At 66.4% G+C, this 18,566-nt stretch carries 19 protein-coding genes; 12 read left to right on the top strand and 7 right to left on the bottom strand.

Annotated elements, in window-relative coordinates:
* Nucleotides 1–15: 15 nt before the first annotated feature.
* Both ACTTAG_RS15790 and ACTTAG_RS15785 read right to left on the bottom strand, forming a co-directional pair.
* The gene (locus tag ACTTAG_RS15790) at nt 16–1,452 is read right to left on the bottom strand and encodes a hypothetical protein (protein WP_444463167.1); all 1,437 of its coding nucleotides are present in this window, start codon (nt 1,450–1,452) and stop codon (nt 16–18) included.
* The gene (locus ACTTAG_RS15785; protein WP_444463166.1) at nt 1,439–2,371 is read right to left on the bottom strand and encodes a thymidylate synthase; all 933 of its coding nucleotides are present in this window, start codon (nt 2,369–2,371) and stop codon (nt 1,439–1,441) included. Before ACTTAG_RS15785 ends, ACTTAG_RS15790 begins: the two co-directional genes overlap by 14 nt.
* Before the next feature lie 205 nt (nt 2,372–2,576).
* Here ACTTAG_RS15785 and thyX point away from each other — a divergent pair, with 205 nt between their 5' ends.
* The 9 genes from thyX to ACTTAG_RS15740 all read left to right on the top strand — a co-directional run bounded on the left by thyX (nt 2,577) and on the right by ACTTAG_RS15740 (nt 11,133).
* Nucleotides 2,577–3,491 carry an FAD-dependent thymidylate synthase gene (gene thyX, locus ACTTAG_RS15780; protein ID WP_444463165.1) on the top strand — a complete coding sequence of 305 codons (915 nt, stop codon included), beginning with the start codon at nt 2,577–2,579 and terminating at the stop codon, nt 3,489–3,491.
* A gap of 53 nt (nt 3,492–3,544) precedes the next feature.
* A complete protein-coding gene (locus ACTTAG_RS15775) occupies nt 3,545–4,162 on the top strand; it encodes a DUF3800 domain-containing protein (RefSeq protein WP_444463164.1) in 618 nt (205 codons plus the stop codon).
* A gap of 369 nt (nt 4,163–4,531) precedes the next feature.
* Nucleotides 4,532–4,780, top strand: coding sequence for a molybdopterin converting factor subunit 1 (moaD, locus tag ACTTAG_RS15770; RefSeq protein ID WP_444463163.1), 249 nt, complete (start codon nt 4,532–4,534; stop codon nt 4,778–4,780).
* A 1-nt stretch (nt 4,781) separates the two neighbouring features.
* On the top strand, nt 4,782–5,228 hold the full coding sequence (locus tag ACTTAG_RS15765; RefSeq protein ID WP_444463162.1) for a molybdenum cofactor biosynthesis protein MoaE: 447 nt from the start codon (nt 4,782–4,784) through the stop codon (nt 5,226–5,228).
* Between the two features lie 83 nt (nt 5,229–5,311).
* Nucleotides 5,312–5,764 (top strand): formate dehydrogenase subunit gamma, encoded by a 453-nt coding sequence (locus ACTTAG_RS15760; RefSeq protein ID WP_444463161.1) that lies wholly within the window; start codon nt 5,312–5,314, stop codon nt 5,762–5,764.
* Nucleotides 5,761–7,263, top strand: a complete 1,503-nt coding sequence (locus ACTTAG_RS15755) for an NADH-ubiquinone oxidoreductase-F iron-sulfur binding region domain-containing protein (protein WP_444463160.1) — start codon at nt 5,761–5,763, stop codon at nt 7,261–7,263. Before ACTTAG_RS15760 ends, ACTTAG_RS15755 begins: the two co-directional genes overlap by 4 nt.
* Complete coding sequence (gene fdhF, locus ACTTAG_RS15750) at nt 7,260–10,136, top strand: formate dehydrogenase subunit alpha (RefSeq protein ID WP_444463159.1); 2,877 nt, start codon at nt 7,260–7,262, stop codon at nt 10,134–10,136. Before ACTTAG_RS15755 ends, fdhF begins: the two co-directional genes overlap by 4 nt.
* Nucleotides 10,133–10,921 carry a formate dehydrogenase accessory sulfurtransferase FdhD gene (locus ACTTAG_RS15745; RefSeq protein ID WP_444463158.1) on the top strand — a complete coding sequence of 263 codons (789 nt, stop codon included), beginning with the start codon at nt 10,133–10,135 and terminating at the stop codon, nt 10,919–10,921. The genes fdhF and ACTTAG_RS15745 overlap by 4 nt, the downstream gene beginning before the upstream one ends.
* Complete coding sequence (locus ACTTAG_RS15740) at nt 10,918–11,133, top strand: formate dehydrogenase subunit delta (protein WP_444463157.1); 216 nt, start codon at nt 10,918–10,920, stop codon at nt 11,131–11,133. The genes ACTTAG_RS15745 and ACTTAG_RS15740 overlap by 4 nt, the downstream gene beginning before the upstream one ends.
* On the opposite strand, the gene ACTTAG_RS15735 is transcribed toward ACTTAG_RS15740, so the two are convergent.
* Nucleotides 11,123–11,731 carry a TetR/AcrR family transcriptional regulator gene (locus tag ACTTAG_RS15735; protein WP_444463156.1) on the bottom strand — a complete coding sequence of 203 codons (609 nt, stop codon included), beginning with the start codon at nt 11,729–11,731 and terminating at the stop codon, nt 11,123–11,125. The two genes, ACTTAG_RS15740 and ACTTAG_RS15735, sit on opposite strands and share 11 nt — an antisense overlap.
* A gap of 107 nt (nt 11,732–11,838) precedes the next feature.
* On the opposite strand from ACTTAG_RS15735, the gene ACTTAG_RS15730 reads away from it, so the two are divergent.
* From ACTTAG_RS15730 to ACTTAG_RS15720, 3 genes are read left to right on the top strand one after another with little or no spacing between them, the layout of a single operon-like run.
* A complete protein-coding gene (locus ACTTAG_RS15730) occupies nt 11,839–12,516 on the top strand; it encodes a PspA/IM30 family protein (protein WP_444463155.1) in 678 nt (225 codons plus the stop codon).
* 42 nt (nt 12,517–12,558) lie between these two features.
* A complete protein-coding gene (locus ACTTAG_RS15725; RefSeq protein WP_444463154.1) occupies nt 12,559–12,840 on the top strand; it encodes a YiaA/YiaB family inner membrane protein in 282 nt (93 codons plus the stop codon).
* A 42-nt stretch (nt 12,841–12,882) separates the two neighbouring features.
* Nucleotides 12,883–13,860, top strand: coding sequence for an Lnb N-terminal periplasmic domain-containing protein (locus ACTTAG_RS15720; RefSeq protein ID WP_444463153.1), 978 nt, complete (start codon nt 12,883–12,885; stop codon nt 13,858–13,860).
* Here ACTTAG_RS15720 and ACTTAG_RS15715 read toward each other — a convergent pair.
* From ACTTAG_RS15715 to ACTTAG_RS15700, 4 genes are read right to left on the bottom strand one after another with little or no spacing between them, the layout of a single operon-like run.
* Nucleotides 13,857–14,690, bottom strand: coding sequence for a TIGR03915 family putative DNA repair protein (locus ACTTAG_RS15715; protein ID WP_444463152.1), 834 nt, complete (start codon nt 14,688–14,690; stop codon nt 13,857–13,859). The genes ACTTAG_RS15720 and ACTTAG_RS15715 overlap by 4 nt on opposite strands.
* Nucleotides 14,690–15,919: a putative DNA modification/repair radical SAM protein gene (locus ACTTAG_RS15710; RefSeq protein WP_444463151.1), complete on the bottom strand. Its 1,230-nt coding sequence runs from the start codon at nt 15,917–15,919 to the stop codon at nt 14,690–14,692. Before ACTTAG_RS15710 ends, ACTTAG_RS15715 begins: the two co-directional genes overlap by 1 nt.
* A gap of 36 nt (nt 15,920–15,955) precedes the next feature.
* Nucleotides 15,956–16,549: a response regulator transcription factor gene (locus ACTTAG_RS15705; RefSeq protein ID WP_444463150.1), complete on the bottom strand. Its 594-nt coding sequence runs from the start codon at nt 16,547–16,549 to the stop codon at nt 15,956–15,958.
* Nucleotides 16,546–18,456: a sensor histidine kinase gene (locus tag ACTTAG_RS15700; protein WP_444463149.1), complete on the bottom strand. Its 1,911-nt coding sequence runs from the start codon at nt 18,454–18,456 to the stop codon at nt 16,546–16,548. Before ACTTAG_RS15700 ends, ACTTAG_RS15705 begins: the two co-directional genes overlap by 4 nt.
* Nucleotides 18,457–18,566 lie beyond the last annotated feature (110 nt).

The following is an 18,566-nucleotide window of genomic DNA, read 5'->3' as shown; positions in this document are numbered from 1 at the left end:
GCGGGCACAAGCGCCTCAGAAGGTCGAGCGCCAGCCCACCGCCACCGAGAATTCGGTCCGGCTGAAGCGCGAGACATTGCTGTCCACCGTCACCGCCTGCAGCTTCAGTTCCGGCGCAAAGGCGGCGATGCCCAGCTTCGGCACCGTCAGCCCCAGTTCGGCAAAAACGGCGTCATCCTGCCGACCGCCCTCGGGCTGCATGAAGAAGACCATGTAATCCGGGTAGACCGTGGTCGAAGCCCCGGCCGCAAGGCTGAGCGCCACCGGGCCCAGCTGCGCCTTGGGCTGAAAGCTGGCGCTGGCCAGAACCGACCAGTAACGCGCCTGCGCGGACGGGCTGTCCAGCGCGCTGGCCGAAAGGCCAAGGCCCCAGCTGCCCTTGGCCGCCGCGCCGCGCAGGCCGAAATCCAGTTGCTGCCGCCGGTCGATCCGGGCGCGTTCGACCCAGTCGCGGCGCTCCTGGGCGGCGCCGAAGCTCAGCTGCAGTTTGGGGGTCAAGCTCTTGCTGCCCGAGAGTTCGAGCCCCTGCCAGTCATAGGCGGGCTGGCCGCCTTGCCACAGCCGCCCGGCCTCGATCTGTGCCATGCCCACAAAGCCCGGGCCGAAGCTGCGGCTGTGCTGCAGATGGGTCGACAGCGAGGCCGTCGAATAATCGGCATTGCGGATCTCGACCGGGGCCGGGGGCGGGCCGCTGCCCCAGGAAAGCGGCGTCGCCGTGGGGCGGCCGTAGAAATCGACCAGCCGGGAATAGCCGCTCAGGCCGAGCCGGGTCTGCGAGCGTGCATCCTGGGTGATCCGCAGGCTGGCTGTGACATCGGCGGTGCCGACCACCCCGCCCAGGGCCATCGCATCGTCGCTGAGCACGCCCACCGTATCGAAGCCGTCGATCACATTGAGCCGGTCATCGGCGCCGCCATTGACATTGTTCGAGGGGCGCAGGCCCAGTTTCAGGCTGAAGGCCAGCGGGTTGAGCGCGGCCAGACGGCGGAAATCCTGCACGCCCACCGCGCGGGCCGAGGCGTCGGGGGCATATTGAACGGTCTGCCGGGCCCAGAAGGCGGCGGCGCTGAAGCGGCGCTCGGCCAGGGCGGCCTGACCGGCGATCCGGGCGGCCTCGTAATGCTGGCGCGGCGATTGCGCGGCGAAAAAGCTGCGTCGGGCCGCCTTGCGGGCGGTGGCGGTGTTGCCCTCGGCCAGCGCCAGCCGGGCGAAGATGTAATGGCCGAGCGGAGTCTTCGGATCGCGGCGCAGCAGTTCCGCGGCCAGCGCCGCCGCCTCGGGGTTTTGCCCGCTGGCCAGCGCCCGCACCGCCGCCGCGCCCAGCTGTTCGGCGCTGGCCTCGGCCATCGGGATCGTGCGGGGCGCCTCGGCCATGGCCGGCCCGGCCAGCGCCAGGCCCAGCGCCAGCGCCGCCAGAAGACGGCGCGACCTGCCCGGCTCAGGGGGCGACATTGTCGCAGATCGGCAACGTGTTGTTCGGGCCGCATTGCGTCAGCACGAAGACGCCATGTTCCTGCTCGCCGTCCCAGTTCCTTTCGAACTCGGTCAGATGCACGAGCCCCGCCACCGAATTCGCATCGGTGCCGCCAAAGATGCCGCCATAGGTGCCGATCGCGGTCAGGTCCGAATATTCGGCAGTGCCGGCGAAGGTGCCATCCGTGGCGATCGTGCCCGGAACAAGGATCACATCGGCCAGCGCATAATTCGTATCGACCAGCACCCGGTTCGAGATCGCGCCGTTCACCGTATTGTCGTTGAAGTTCGCGTTGAGGAAGATGTCTCCGCTGACCCGGCCGGGCTGCGCGGGAAGGTTGACGGGATCGACCGTTCCGGTGACCGGCAGCGCCACATCATCCGGACCGCCGTCGCGCGGCGCATCGACATTCGTCACCGCGGCATAGCGGCCCGCATAGGACACCTGTCCCGCCCCCGGCCCGGTGCCGATCTCGGGCCGGTCGAAGCCGCCCGCGCGGTCATAGCTGCCGCCGGCGAAATAGCGGTTGAACTGCCCGCCATCGCCCACCGTCACCGCCTGCACCGCGCCATCGGCCGAAATCGCCCCCAGCGCCACGAACAGCCGGTCCAGCGAATCCTCCTGCATGCGGTAGGCGGTGTAGCCCGGCAGATCCAGCCGGGCATCGCGGTTGTAGGTCACCTCGGCCGGGGTGGAATCGAGCAGGTCGATGGTGACCTTCATCGTCGTGCCGTCGAAGCTCACGGCTTTCAGGTTGTTGCTCAGCTCCGCCGGGATCCCGGTCGTCTCGCCGCCGCCGCCGCCATCGTCATCATCATCCGCGGGGCCGACGATCGCGGCGCCGCCGCATGCGGCAACCGCAAGGAGTGCCGCAAGCGGCAGAACCCGTTTGATCATTATGTTCGTCTTTCGTTGACTGCTCGTTGCGGCAAGGCTGACGAAAAATCGCCAAAAAGTCAATTTGCAACGGACCCGCCGCCCGCGCCCCGGCCAAGCGTGCCCGGGCTGCGACAGTGCTTTCCGGCATCGCACCGTATCTCGCGGTTTCGGCGGGGGTCTTTGCCAGATATAGTCGTGGCGATTCTTTTGCCCGGAGGCCCCCATGTCGCTTACCCCAGACCAGCTTGCCGAGATCGCCGCCCAGCGGGCCAGCAGCCAGCCCACGCTGCGCGCCACCTCGGCGGGGATGGAGGCGCGGCTTTACCAGGCCCATCCGGTGCTGGATCACGGGCTGATCCGGGTCATCGACTACATGGGCGACGATGCCGCGATCTGTCAGGCGGCACGGGTCAGCTATGGTCGCGGCACCAAGGCGGTGTCGGATGACCGCGGCCTGATCCGCTATCTGATGCGGCACTGGCACTCGACCCCGTTCGAGATGTGCGAGGTCAAGTTCCACGTCAAACTGCCGATCTTTGTCGCCCGGCAGTGGATCCGCCACCGCACCGCGAATGTGAACGAATATTCCGCGCGCTATTCGGTGATGGACCGCGAATTCTACATCCCCGCGCCCGAGCATCTGGCGGCGCAATCGACGGTGAACAATCAGGGCCGCGGTCAGGTTCTGGAAGGCGCCGAGGCGGCCCGGGTGCTGGATCTTCTGCGCGAAGATGCGATGCGCGCCTATGACCATTACGAGGACATGCTGACGCCCGATGCCGATACGGGCAAGCTGGGTCTGGCGCGGGAACTGGCGCGGATGAACCTGCCCGCGAACGTTTATACGCAATGGTATTGGAAGATCGACCTGCACAATCTGTTCCACTTCCTGCGGCTGCGGGCGGATGTGCATGCGCAATATGAAATCCGGGTCTATGCGCAGATCATGTGCGACATCGTGAAGGACTGGGTGCCGCAGGCCTACGAGGCCTTCGAGGATTACCGACTGGGCGCGGTGAGTGTGTCCGCGAAGGCGAAAGAGGTGTTGAAACGTCGTCTGGCGGGCGAAGTGGTGACGGCGGAGACCTCCGGCATGAGCAAGGGCGAGTGGCGGGAGTTCGTGCAGGAGTGGGGGTGAGGCGCGGCAGGTGCCGCGGACGGAAGTTGAGGTTGCAAGGTAGGTGACGACGAGTGGCGAAGCTCAACAGCAAAATCCTCTGTTTTGTCGATGAGACCGGCACGGCAGGGAATGCAGACTTTGCCCTCGGCTTCTTGTGGGTGTTTGCCCGCGATGCGAGCAAAGCTGACAAGGTGTTTTCGGACCTTCTGCCCGCGGGTTTTGGCGAATTTCATTGCCATAAGCTTGATGCCGAGTTCATTCGGGCCATTCTTGCAGGCTTCGCCGCGAGCCCGCTGGCACAACCATGTTTGCGCTTTGCCTACAAATCGCCAATCTCTCACGTTGGCTGCAGGCAGACCATCTATGCGAATACGCTGATCGAGGGCGTCAAAACGACTTCGAAGCATGTTCGTTCCGTGCTCTTGCCGCGAGCGCGAGGCTTGAACAATGTCGAGGTGATAGTCGACGCAAATAGCCAAAATCTTGGAAAGACGTTTGATGAGATCGTCGGGAAGGCTTCCCGCGAAGATGGAATGTTCAAAGGTGTCAAGCGAACGATTCAACTGGACTCTGCGGCGTCAAGGTTGCTTCAAATCGCCGATGGCGTCGCCTACTGTAGAAGGCTTGTCGAGCGTGGCGACTTCAAGGCCAAACTGCTATCATCTGAGTTCGGAATAAAAGTCATATGATGGGCGGGGGCTGGTGGCTATCAACCAGAGCTCTACGCTTCTGGGTCACCACCTGTGCTTCACAAACGCGCGGCTCGATGAAGACACAGCCGGAACTCCGAGGAGCCCCCGCGAAGAACAATATAAGTGACTATGAGTAAAAATTCAATTGACATAACATGCAGGACGCCTGCGACATAAGCACTTTGTGCTTATGTCGCAGGCGTCCTGTAGCAGGATAATCATTACTCTGTAATGATTATCCTGCATGTGTGGATTTTTGTCGATTCTGTCAAATCACATTTTGCTGCACGGTGAGAGATTCGCCTCCCCGTTGCCTCTGCCCCCCGGCCTCGCTAGGCTCACACCCGAACCACCACCGGGGGACACATGCTCGACATCGTCTATTTCGCCTGGGTGCGCGAGCGCATCGGCCTGCCGCGCGAGCGGGTCGAGACCTCGGCCACCACCGTCCTTGACCTCGTGGCCGAACTGCGCGCCCGCGAGCCGCGCTATGAGGCGGCCTTTGCCGATACCTCGGCGCTGCGGGTGGCGCTCGATCAGCAATTGGCCGGGTTCGATGCGCCGCTGGCGGGTGTGCGCGAGGTCGCCTTTTTCCCGCCGATGACCGGGGGCTGAGATGCGCGTTCAGGTGCAGGAGGCCGCTTTCGACTTCGGTTCGGAACTTTCCGCCTTTTCCGAAAGCCGCGAAAACATCGGCGCGGTGGTCGGTTTCCTGGGCCTTGTGCGCGACGATACCGGCAATCTTGAGGCGCTGGAGATCGAGCATTACCCCGGCATGTGCGACAGCGCGATTGCGGCGATGCTCGAACAGGCGCGGGGGCGTTGGGATCTGGCCGATGCGCTGGTGATCCATCGGCACGGGCGGCTGGCGGTCGGCGCGCCGATCATGATGGTGGCCACCGCCGCGCGGCATCGGGTTGCGGCGTTTGAGGCGGCGGAATTCCTGATGGATTATCTGAAATCCCGCGCGCCGTTCTGGAAGAAGGAAGTCAGTCGCGACGGGGCCAGTTGGGTTGCCGCCAAGGACGCCGACGAAGACGCGCTGGCCCGCTGGCAGGGCTGATCCTTCGCAAAACCGCCATCACCTGTCGGAAACCGCATTGCCTTGTGTGTCCCTTCGTCGCAGGCTTGAGGCGGGAGGACGACATGACCGATACCGCGCGCCTGCGCGCCATTCTTGCGGCCCATCGTGGCCGGGAAGGGGCGCTTTTGCCGATCCTGCAGGATGTGCAGGCGGCCTTTGGGTTCATTCCCGACGACACCTATGCGCCCATCGCCGCCGATCTGGGGCTGACCCGGGCCGAGGTGGCGGGGGTGGTCGGCTTCTACCACGATTTCCGCAAGGCGCCCGCGGGGCGGCATGTGATCAAGCTCTGCCGGGCCGAGGCCTGTCAGGCGATGGGCTCTGACGCGGTGCAGGCGCGGCTCGAGTCGGCGCTGGGGCTGCGGCTTGGGCAAAGCTCGGAAGCGGTGACGCTGGAGGCGGTCTATTGTCTGGGCCTGTGCGCCTGTGCCCCCGCGGCGATGGTGAATGATCGGCTGGTCGGGCGTCTGGATGCGGCCGCGGTCGCGGGCATCGTGGCGGAGCTGGGCGCATGAAGATCTGGCTGCCCTCTGATGCCGCCGCCAAGGCCTGTGGCGCCGAGGCGGTTCTGGCCGCGCTGCGCCATGAGGCCGAACAGCGCTGTGTGACGCTGGAGATCGCCCGCAATGGCTCGCGCGGGATGATCTGGCTGGAGCCGCTGCTGGAGCTGGAAACGCCCGCGGGCCGGATCGGCTTTGGCCCGATGACGCCCGCCGATGTGGCGGGCGTTTTCGAGGCACCCGAAAGCCACCCGAAAGCCGTGGGTCTGGTCGAGGAGATCCCCTTCTTCAAGCGCCAGACGCGGCTCACCTTTGCCCGCTGCGGAAGGATCGAGCCGCTGTCGCTGGCGCAATTCGCCGCGACCGAGGGTTGGGCCGGTCTGCGCAAGGCGCTGAAGATGACGCAGTCCGAGGTGGTCGAGGAAGTCTTCGCCTCGGGCCTGCGCGGGCGCGGCGGCGCGGGCTTTCCCACGGGCATCAAATGGCGCACCGTCGCCGCGGCGCAGGCGGATCAGAAATACATCGTCTGCAACGTCGACGAGGGCGACAGCGGCTCGTTCGCCGACCGGATGCTGATCGAGGGCGACCCCTTCTGTCTGGTCGAAGGCATGGCGATTGCCGGTCACGCGGTCGGCGCGACGCGCGGCTATGTCTACATCCGCTCGGAATATCCCGACGCGATCGCGGTGATGCGCGCGGCGATCGCGATGGCGAAGCCTTTCCTGGCCGAGGCCGGGTTCGAGATGGAGGTCCGTGTCGGCGCGGGCGCCTATGTCTGCGGCGAGGAAACCGCGCTTCTGAATTCGCTTGAAGGCAAGCGCGGCACGGTGCGCACGAAACCGCCGCTGCCCGCGCTGAAGGGGCTGTTCGGCAAGCCGACGGTGGTGAACAACCTGCTGTCCTTGGCCGCCGTGCCGTGGATTCTGGCGCATGGGGCGAAGGCTTACGAAAGCTTCGGGATGGACCGGTCCCGCGGCACGATCCCGTTGCAGATCGGCGGCAATGTGAAACGCGGCGGGCTCTTCGAGACCGGCTTTGGCATCACTTTGGGCGAACTCGTCGAAGACATCTGCGGCGGCACCGCCACCGGGCGTCCGGTCAAGGCGGTGCAGGTGGGCGGGCCCTTGGGCGCCTATCATCCGGTTTCCGACTACCATCTGCCCTTCTGCTACGAGCAATTCGCGGGGCAGGGCGGGCTGGTCGGCCATGCGGGGCTTGTGGTGCATGACGACACGGCCGACATGCTGAAACTGGCGCGCTTCGCGATGGAATTCTGCGCCATCGAAAGCTGCGGCACCTGCACCCCCTGCCGCATCGGCGCCGTCCGCGGAGTCGAGGTGATCGACCGTATCGCCGCGGGCGACGCTTCGGCGATGCCGCTGCTCGAGGACCTGTGCCAGACGATGAAACTGGGCTCGCTTTGCGCCTTGGGGGGCTTCACCCCCTATCCGGTGCAAAGCGCGATCCGCCATTTCCCTGCCGACTTCCCCTGCTCACGCGAGGCCGCCGAATGAAGGACCTGATCATTCCCCCGCTCGACTGGACGAAGGACATGGGCACGCCGAAACGCGACGGCGCGCCGGTGCACTTGACCATCGACGGGGTCGAGATCACCGTGCCGGCGGGCACGTCCGTGATGCGCGCGGCAGCGGAAGCCGGGATTTCCATTCCCAAGCTTTGCGCCACCGACAGCGTGGAACCGGTCGGTTCCTGCCGTCTGTGCATGGTGGAAATCGAGGGGATGAAGTGCACGCCGACCTCCTGCACCACCCCGGTTGCGCCCGGCATGCGGGTGCATACGCAGACGCCGCAGCTGCAGAAACTGCGCCGTGGTGTGATGGAGCTTTATATCTCGGACCATCCGCTGGATTGCCTGACCTGCGCGGCGAATGGCGATTGCGAGTTGCAGGACATGGCGGGCGCCGTTGGTCTGCGCGAGGTCCGCTATCAGGCGAAGGACACCCATTTCGCGCGGCGTGATGCGACGGGGCCGAACCCGCGCTATATTCCGAAAGACGTTTCGAACCCCTATTTCAGCTATGATCCGGCGAAATGCATCGTCTGCATGCGCTGCGTGCGGGCCTGCGAGGAGGTGCAGGGCACCTTCGCGCTGACGGTGATGGGGCGCGGTTTCGATGCCCGGATTTCGCCCGCGGCGCCCGACTTTCTGTCTTCGGATTGCGTCTCCTGCGGCGCCTGCGTGCAGGCCTGCCCGACCGCGACGCTCGTTGAAAAATCGGTCGAAAAGATCGGCACGCCGGAACGGAAAGTCGTCACCACCTGCGCCTATTGCGGGGTGGGGTGCAGCTTCGAGGCGCATATGTTGGGCGATCAGCTCGTCCGCATGGTGCCGTGGAAGGGCGGTGCGGCGAACCGGGGCCACAGTTGCGTCAAGGGCCGCTTCGCTTACGGCTACGCCACGCACAAGGACCGCATCCTGAAGCCGATGATCCGCGAGACGATCACCGACCCCTGGCGCGAAGTGAACTGGACCGAGGCGCTGGATTTCACCGCCACCCGGTTGCGGGCGATCCGCGACCGCCACGGCGCCGATGCGCTCGGTGTCATCACCTCCTCGCGCTGCACGAACGAGGAAACCTACCTCGTGCAAAAGCTTGCGCGCGCGGTTTTCGGCACCAACAACACCGACACCTGCGCGCGGGTTTGCCATTCGCCGACCGGCTACGGGCTGAAACAGACCTTCGGCACCTCGGCCGGGACGCAGGATTTCGACTCGGTCGAGGAAACCGATCTGGCGCTGGTCATTGGCGCGAACCCGACCGATGGCCACCCGGTCTTCGCAAGCCGCCTGCGCAAGCGGCTTCGGGCGGGGGCGAAGCTGATCGTCGTCGATCCGCGCCGGATCGACCTGCTCGACACCCCGCACCGGGGCGAGGCCTGGCATCTGCAGCTGCGGCCCGGCACCAATGTCGCGGTGATGACGGCGATGGCGCATGTGATCGTGACCGAGCAGCTTTACGACAAACGCTTCATCGAAGGGCGCTGCGACTGGGATGAATGGGCGGATTATGCCGAATTCGTCGCGAACCCGGAGTATGCCCCCGAGGCGGTTGAAAGCCTGACCGGCGTTCCGGCCGAAACCCTGCGCGCGGCGGCCCGGGCCTATGCGGCGGCGCCGAATGCCGCGATCTACTATGGTCTGGGCGTGACCGAACATTCGCAGGGCTCCACCACCGTGATCGCGATTGCGAACCTCGCGATGATGACCGGCAATATCGGGCGGCCCGGTGTCGGCGTGAACCCGCTGCGGGGGCAGAACAACGTGCAGGGCAGCTGCGACATGGGCAGCTTCCCGCATGAATTCCCCGGCTATCGGCATGTGTCCGACGATGCGACGCGGGGCCTCTTTGAACGGACCTGGGGGGTGCGGCTCTCGTCCGAACCCGGGCTGCGCATTCCGAACATGCTCGATGCCGCGGTCGAGGGGCGCTTCAAGGCGCTTTACGTTCAGGGCGAGGATATCCTGCAATCGGACCCGAACACGGCGCATGTCTCGGCCGGGCTTGCGGCGATGGATCTGGTGATCGTGCATGATCTTTTCTTGAACGAGACCGCGAATTACGCCCATGTCTTCCTGCCCGGCTCGACCTTTCTGGAAAAGGACGGCACCTTCACCAATGCGGAACGCCGTATCAACCGGGTGCGTCGGGTGATGGCGCCGAAGGCGGGCTTTGCCGATTGGGAGGTGACGCAGCTTCTGGCCAATGCGCTGGGGGCGGGCTGGCATTACACCCATCCATCGGAAATCATGGCGGAAATCGCCGCGACGACGCCGGGTTTTGCCTCTGTCACCTATGAGATGCTGGACGCCCGCGGCTCTGTGCAATGGCCCTGCAACGATCAGGCGCCCAAAGGCTCGCCGATCATGCATGTCGATGGCTTCGTGCGCGGCAGGGGCCGGTTCATCCGCACCGCCTATTTGCCGACCGACGAAAAGACCGGGCCGCGCTTCCCGCTGTTGCTGACGACGGGGCGGATTCTCAGCCAATACAATGTCGGGGCGCAGACGCGGCGGACGGAAAATGTGGTCTGGCATGGCGAGGATCGGCTGGAGATCCACCCGACCGATGCCGAAACCCGCGGCATCCGTGACGGCGATTGGGTCCGGCTTGCCTCGCGCGCCGGGGAAACGACGCTGCGGGCGACGGTGACGGATCGGGTCAGCCCCGGCGTTGTCTACACCACCTTCCACCACCCCGATACGCAGGCGAATGTGGTGACCACCGACAATTCCGACTGGGCCACGAACTGCCCGGAATACAAGGTGACGGCGGTGCAGGTGGCGCCCTCGAACGGGCCTTCGGACTGGCAGCGCGATTATGCGGCGCAGGCGGCCGCGGCGCGGCGGATCGAGGCGGCCGAATGAGCCTTCCCGCCGGTGCGGTCACGGTTCCCCTGCCCAGTGGGGCCCGGGCGGTGCTGGCCGAGGAAGTGCCGGTGGCGCTGGTCTTCGAGGGCGTGACGCAGGCGGTGATGATGGCCTCGCCCATGGATCTGGAGGACTTCCTGCTGGGCTTTGCCCTGACCGAGGGGATGATCACGCAACCCGGTCAATTGCTGCGCAGCGAAAGGGTGCAGCAAGACCGCGGCATCGAGCTGCGAGGCTGGCTTGATCCTGTTGCATCGAAACGCTTTTCCGAACGGCGCCGGGCGATGGCGGGGCCCGTCGGCTGCGGTCTTTGCGGGCTTGAAAGCCTTGCTGCCGCGCTGCGTCCGCTGCCGAAAATGCTGCGCAGCGAAGCCGCCGTGCCGCGCGATCCGCTGGCCCTCGAAGGTGCGGAACAGGCGCTGCAATCGTTGCGGCGGGCGCAGCCGCTGCAGGATGCTGTGCGGGCGGTGCATGCGGCCGGATTCTGGACCGGAACGCGCCTTGCGCTTGTGCGCGAGGATGTCGGGCGGCACAATGCGCTGGACAAGCTGGCGGGGGCCTTGGCGACGCGGGGGCTTGATCCTGCGGCGGGGGTCTTGGTGCTGACCTCCCGGCTCTCGGTCGATCTGGTGCAGAAGGCGGCGATGATCGGGGCGCGGGGGCTGATCGCACCCTCGGCCCCCACGGCGCTTGCTGTGGCCGAGGCGCAGGCGGCGGGGCTTTCCCTGATTGCCCGCGGCCCGGCCGGACTGGTGCATTTTACCGACACGGAGGCGCGATGAGCGAAGACAGGATCATCCGGATGGCGAACCAGATCGCCGCCTTCTTCGCGGTGCAACCGGGCGACCGGGCGGGGCCGATTGCCGCCCATATCTCGGAAAACTGGTCGCCGCCGATGCGCGCGGCGCTGCTTGCGCATGTCGCGGAAAACAGCCCCGGCCTTGACCCGCTGGTGGTTGAAGCCGCGCCGAAGATAAGGCCGGTCAGCGCGTAAGCGCGGCCGCCCCGGCGGTCATCGTTTCCACAAGTGCGGCCACCTCGCTCTGCAGGCTGGCCATCGGCACGCCGACGAACCGGCCCTGCAACGCCAGATGCACGACCCCATGCACCGCGGCAAAGGTGGTGCGGGCGCGCAGCACCAGCGCCTCCGGGTCAAGATCGGGGCGCAGCGCCGCCAGATGCGGGGCGATCACGGTCAGCAAGACCGCGTGTTCCTGCCGGTGCCAATCGGGGAAATCGCGCCCCTCGGGCAGCCGATGTTCGAACAGCGACAGCCAGAGCGCCCGGTTTTCGACCGCAAAGTCGGTGTAACGCGCCGCCAGCGCCAGCAACGCCGCCTGTGGGCTGCCTGCCCCCGCCACCGCTTCGGTCAGCGTGGCCCCAAGCCGTGTCAGCGTGCGCGAATTGACCCATACCACCAGCATGTCGAGATCTTCGACCGCGGTATAAAGCGCCCCCAATGCGCAGCCCGCCCGCGCCGTCACCGCCCGCGCCTTCAGCCCCGCAAGACCATGTTCGGCAATCTCGGCCTCGGCGGCCGCAATCAGCCGGGCCTTCAGATCGGCTTTCTTCTCGTCGCGATTGTTTCCCATTCGGCACCCGATCTTTTCTGTGAACGTCGTTCAAAATTATCTTGAACGACGTTCACGACTCTGGCATACAGTCTTCATGAACAACGTTCATAGCGAGGAGCGCGAAGATGTTCAAGATGATCACCACCCTGATCCGGGCCCGAGCCGCCGATGCGGAGGAGGCCTTCACCGATGCCCATGCGCTGACGATCCTGCGCCAGCAGCTGCGCGACGCGGCCGAGGGGCTGGAGGGGGCGAAACGTGCCGTGGCCATTGTCATGGCTTACGCCGGGCGCGAAAGAACGGCGGCCGCGCGGATTGCGGGCCAGATCACCGATCTGGAAACCCGCGCCGTCGCCGCGCTGGGCAAGGGCCGCGAGGATCTGGCGACCGAGGCGGCGTCGGCGATTGCCGATTTGCAGGCCGAGGCCGAAGCCACCGCCCGCGCCATCGCGCATTACGACACCGAGACGCGGCGGCTGCGCGAGACGGTGGCTCTGGCCGAACAGCGGCTGAAGGCGCTGCAACGCGGCAAGCTGATTGCCGACGCTGCCAGCCGCACGCAAAAGCTGCGCGGCACGCTGCCCGATGGCGTCGCGGCCTCGCTGGCGGAAGCCGAAGCGACGCTGACGCGGCTGCAATCGCGGCAAGATCACGCCGAGGCGGTCGAGATCGCGATGACCGACCTTGCCATCGGCACCTCGGCCGAGGCGACCGTGACCCGGCTTGCCGCGGCGGGCTGTGGCGCGGCCCTGCGCCCCGAGGCGGCGCAAGTGCTGGCCCGGCTGCGCGAAAAGACGCTCTGAGCCCTGACCCCGACCATTGAATTTCAACCAAGGACCAAGACCATGACCAGCTATGCCCCGAAAGTCTCGAATGCCTGGAACATCTTCACCTATGCCATGTTCACCATCGCCGCGGTGATGATGGCGGGCGGGATCTGGTCGCTGGAAGCCAGCTTTTCCGCCAAGGGATATTATGCGATGTCTGCGCTGATGCTTGTCTATACGACGGCCGCGCTGTCGAAAGCGCTGCGTGACAAGGAGGAAGCGGACCGGATCTACAACAAGCTCGAAGACGCCCGGACAGAGCGTCTGCTGGCCGAAGCCTCGGGCAAGACGAGCCTGTAACGGAACCGGGCGGGGGCGACCCCGCCCCAAGGGAGAGCGGCGATGATCCGTTTCGTGCACATTCTGGGCCATGTCCTTGTCGTGGCGGTGATCCTGGCGGGAACGGCTTGGGCGGCCACCGCGATCTGGCTGCAGCTGTCGGGCCTTGTGCGCCTGATCGCGCTGACGCTTCTGGGGCTGACGGCGCTGGCCGCCCTTGGGCTCTGGCTTTTCGATCAGCGCGGGCTTGCCCTGGCGGTGGTTGCGCTGGCGGCGGTCACGGTGGGCCTCTGGTATCAGACGATCACGCCGCGCCAGGACCGCGACTGGGAAATCGACGTCGCCCGCGGCGTCACCGCGCGGATCGAGGGCGAGCGGGTGACACTGTCGAACCTGCGCGATTTCGACTGGACCTCGGAGACCGAGGCCACGCCGCGCTGGATCTCGCAAGACTATGACCTGTCGAAGCTGGACCGTCTCGACATGTTCACCTCGGTCTGGTCGCGTCCCGATATCGCGCATCTGCTGGTCAGCTTCGGCTTTTCGACCGGTCAGCATGTGGTCTTCTCGGTCGAGATCCGCCGCGAGAGGGGCGAAAAATTCAACGAGATCGGCGGCTTCTTCCGGCAGTTCGAACAGGTGCTGATCGGCGCGACCGAGGACGACATCGTCAAGCTGCGCACCAATTACCGCAAGGAACAGGTGCGGCTTTATCCGGTCGATCTGACGCCCGCGCAGATCCGGGACATGTTCCTGTCCTATCTCGATCTGGCGCAGGACTTGGAAAAGGAACCCAGGTTTTACAACACCTTGACCTCGAATTGCACCACCGCGGTCTGGCAGCTGGCGCGCAGGCTGAAACCCGATCTGCCGATCGACCGGCGTCTGGTGCTGTCCGGTCGTCTGCCCGATTACCTGACCGATCTGGGCGTGATCGCCGCCGCCCCGGCCGCCGAACGCGATGCGGCGGCGCTGATCACCCCGCTTGGGCAGCGGTTCGACGGCACGAAACCCTTTTCGGATCTGATCCGGGGCCGCTAGCCCCTGCCCGCAGGCGCTTTGCGGCGCAGCCGGGGACCGGGCAAAGTGGCGGGCGGGGCGGCGCCGGGGTCGTGCATCGCCCGCACCCGGGTTTCCGCCGCCCGGATCAGCCCGGGGATCAGATCGGCCTCGGGCAGGTTCTTCCAGTATTTCTGCGGCATGTGCGATTTCATCGCGCTCACCATCAGCCGCGCCGGGTTGAAGATCGCGGCGAAATAGACCCGCCACAGCTCCTCGGTCGCGTCCTGGGGCGGCGGTTGCCGGGCCGTGGTTTCCTCGATCTGCAGTGCGCCCGCCTCGCAACGCGCGGTCAGGGTCGGCGTCGCAATCAGCCAGTCCATGTCGCCAAAACGGCGGGCAAAGAACGGCGCGGCGGCCTCCAGAATAGGGTGATCGGGTTCGAACCAGGCGGCAAAGGCACGCCGGTTCGCCCCGGGCGGCGTCACCTCGCGAAAGCGCACGAAGCCGTGCATCTTGTGGATCTCGCGCCCGACCGCCTTTTGCTGATCAAGCAGCCGCCGCAAGGCCGGGTCGGACCGATCCCCCCAGCGCAGCTCCCGCCGCGACAGCCGCAGCACCAGCGCATGGGCGCGGGAAAACCGCTCGGGGTCACGGTGCAGAAGCGCCAGTTCGATCCCCTCCACCGCCTCGCGCGAGAGCATGAGCTGCGTCGGCGTCGCGGGCCGCGGGGGCGCGGCGGCAAAAAGATCGGCAGAGGTTTCGCCCACCGACCAGACCACCGCCGCCGGATCGATGCCCGCGGCGGCCAGACGGCGCACCTCCTGCCGCCAGGCGGCGACGGTGCCGATGCGGGGCAGGGTGATCTGCATCAAAACAGGCTCAGCTGTTCCGGCGCGGGGGCAAACCGCGCGCGCAGGTTCGCATCATCGGGCAGCGCGCGGGGCGACCAGCCGGGCAGGGTGATGAAGGGCTCGGCATGTTTCAAGACGCAGCCGATGGCGAGCAGGTCCTCATACCGCAGGGTCCGGTGACGACGGGCTTTCACGATGCGCTCGACACTGCGCGGACCGATGCCGGGGATGCGCAACAGCATCTCGCGGGGGGCGCGGTTCACATCGACCGGAAACAGCGCCCGATGTTCCAGCGCCCAGGCCAGTTTCGGGTCGATCTGCAGATCGAGCATGCCGGTGGGCGGGGCAATCTCGGTGGCGTCAAAGCCGTAGTTCCGCATCAGCCAATCGGCCTGATAGAGCCGGTGTTCGCGCACCAGAGGCGGCTGGATCAAGGGCAGCATCTTTGACGCATCGGGGATCGGCGAGAAGGCCGAGTAATAGACCCGGCGCAGCGCGAAGCGGTTGTAAAGGCTCGAGGATCTGCGCAGGATTTCGCCATCGGTTGCGGCATCGGCGCCGACGATCATCTGCGTCGATTGCCCGGCGGGGGCAAAGCGCGGCGCCCTTGTGCCGCGGGCGCTGCGATCCTTCGCGGCCTCGCCGCGGGCCTTCACCTCGGCCATCGCGCCGTGGATCGTTTGCACCGATTTCTCCGGCGCCAGCTGCGTCAGCGCGGCCTCGGTCGGCAGTTCCACATTGATCGACAGCCGGTCCGCCCATTTTCCCGCCTCGGCGATCAGTTCGGGCGCGGCATCGGGGATGGTTTTCAGATGGATGTAGCCGCGGAAATGCTCGCGCTCGCGCAGGGTGCGGGCGACGCGGACCATCTCGGCCATCGTCTCGTCGGGCGAGCGGATGATGCCCGAGGACAGAAACAGCCCCTCGATATAATTGCGGCGGTAAAATTCCAGCGTCAGGCTGACCACTTCCTCGACGCTGAACCGCGCCCGTTCGACCCGGCTGGACACCCGGTTGATGCAGTAAGCGCAGTCGTAGATACAGAAATTCGTCAGCAGCACTTTCAGCAGCGAGATGCAGCGGCCATCGGGCGCCCAGGCGTGGCAGATGCCCGCGCCGGTGGTGGAGCCGATCCCCTTGCCATCGCGCGAGCCGCGCCGTTCGCCGCCCGACGACGCGCAGGAGGCGTCATATTTCGCGGCGTCTGCCAGAATCGACAGTTTCTCGGGCAGGGTGCGCTGAACCATGTGTTCACATTATGTTCGCGCCCGCCCGAAATCAAGTCAGGTCATCCGGGCCAGATCCGCGATGTTGCGCGCCCCCATCTTCGCCAGCACGCGCGAGCGATGCACCTCGACCGTGCGCATGGCGATGCCCAGCCGCTCGGCGATCTGCTTGTTCATCAGCCCTTCCAGCATCAGCGCCATCACCTCGGCCTCGCGCACGGACAGGCTTGCCCGCCGCGTGGCCACCGCCTCGCGCGCGATGGCCTCGGCCAGACGGCCCTCGTGGGCCGCCATCGCGGCCAGCGCGATATCGACGATGTGGTTGTCGTTGAAAGGTTTTTCGACGAAATCAAAGGCGCCCGCCTTCAGCGACTGCACCGCCAACGGCACATCGGCATGACCGGTCAGAAAGATCACCGGCGGCACCAGCCCCTCGGGCCTTGCCTGCAGCGCATCCAGAAGCTGCGGCCCCGACATCCCCTCCATCCGCACGTCCAGAATCAGACAGCCGCAATCGGCAAGCGGCCAAGCGGCCAGCAGATCCTCGCCCGAGGCCCAGGTCCGGGTCGCAATCCCGCGCGAGGCGAACAGAAACCCCAGGCTGTCGCGCAGGCTTTCCTCGTCATCGACGATATGAACGGTGAAATTCATGCCGGGGCTCCCTCCTGCGGGACGGGCAGGGTGACGGTGAAGGTGGTGCCGCCGCCCGCGCGGGGGCCGTGCGACAGGCTGCCGTGATGCATCTCGATGATCGAGCGGCAGATGTTCAACCCCATCCCCATGCCCTCGGATTTGGTCGAGGTGAAGGGGTCGAACAGGCTTGCCGCGACGGCGTCGGAAATGCCCGGGCCGCGGTCCATCACCTCGATGGCGACGGCGGCGCCCGCCCGGGCCAGCCGCACGGTCAGATCGTCGCCGGTGCGGGGCCCCTCGGCCATCGCCTCGACGCCGTTGCGGATCAGATTGACCAGAACCTGTTCGATCAGGATGCGGTCGGCCTGCACCTCGGGGATGCGCCCCTCGATCAACGAGGCGAGCTTCACCCGATGCTCGCGCGCGGCGGGGGCGGTGATCGACAGCGCCTCGGCCAGCACGTCGGAGAGATCGAGGGCCGCCAGCTGCGGCGTGCGCTTTTTCACGAAATCCTGCACCCGGCGGATCACCAGCCCGGCACGCCGCGCCTGCGCCCCCATCTTTTCAAAGGCTTGCCGCAGCATCGTCAGGTTCGGCTCGGGCTGGTCGAACAGGTTCAGCCCCCCGGCGGCATAAGAGGCAATGGCGGCCAGCGGCTGGTTCAGCTCATGCGCAAGGGTCGAGGCCATCTCGCCCAAAGTCACCAGCCGCCCGGTGCGGGCCAGGCTTTCGTCCTGCGCCCGGGCCAGACGCGCCGCCTGTTTCGCCTGGGTGATGTCGATCACCGAGCCCATCCAGCCGCGATGCTTGCCGCCCGCGTCGATCAGGGGCGCCTCGAAAACCTGCACCTCGATCTCCGAGCCGTCCGAGCGGCGAAACCGCGTTTCAAAGGCCTGCGGCACCGGCTGGCCTTCGATCAATTGCCGCTGCCGGGCGAGCGTTTCCTCCAGAATGTCGGGCGCCCAATAGGGCATCGGCTGGGCACGGCCGACCAGCTCCTCGGCACTCAGGCCCACCAGCTTGCAAAAGGCGCCGTTCACATAAAGGATGCGCCCCGACAGATCCTTGGCGCGCATCCCCACGGTCAGGCTTTCCTCCATCGCCCGGCGAAAAGCCATTTCGGCGCGCAGCCGATCCTCGGCCATGCGGCGGCGCAGGGCGTTTCGGTGCAGCACCACCATCGCCAGCACCGCAAAGACCGAAAGCGCCCCGATTGCCGCCAAAAGGGCGGCATTGCCAAAGGCATCGGGGGCGTCATAGGCCATGATTTCCAGCGTCGTGCCCGCCAGCGGCGGATCGAAACTGATGCCGTGCCGCGGGGCTTCTGCGGCAATCGGGCGGCGGGCGCGTTCCGCGAGCACCCCCGAGCTGTCGGAAATCCGCACCCCGTATTGTTCGGCGATCCACCAGGGCAGATGGCGTTCCAGCATCATCGGCAGCGACACCGTCGCCACCACCACCCCCCCCGAGGCCGAGACCCGTTCGGCCAGCGTGACCCGGCCATTCCGCACCGGCCCATAGACCGGCCGCGGCGGCAGCGCCCCCGAGGCAAGCAGTTGCTGCGCCAGCGCCTCTTCCTCGGCGCCGGGGCCTTCGGGCAGCGCCGCGACGAGCCGCCCCGCGGCATCGAACCAGCGCAGCCCCAGCGTCTCCGGATTGGCCGCCACATGCAGCCGGGCGCGGGTCAACAGCACCTCTTGCGGCGTGCCCGCGCTGGCATCGAGCGCCAGACGCACCAGCACATCCTCGTCCACCGCCATCTGAAAGCGCAGCGTCTGTTCGACCCAAAGCGCATCGGTGGCCAGTTTCGCCCGGGCGCGGGTGGCATCGGATTGCCCGACAACGAACAGCAGCGCCCCCACCAGCGCCACCAGCGCCACGATCGCCACCAGCGGGATCAGCGCCAGAAGGTCGAGCTTGCGCACGCCCAAAAGGCCCGGAACGGTCCAGACCTCGGCCCCGGCGGGGGCGGAACCGGCTTGCGGGGGCTTTGAAATGGCACATTCCTCCTGTTCGTTTGGTCATAACATGTCTT

The sequence above is a fragment of the Rhodobacter capsulatus genome, assembly GCF_052363185.1.
GTDB classification, from domain to species: domain Bacteria; phylum Pseudomonadota; class Alphaproteobacteria; order Rhodobacterales; family Rhodobacteraceae; genus Rhodobacter; species Rhodobacter capsulatus_E.
This window is presented reverse-complemented; position numbering and strand designations above follow the sequence as displayed.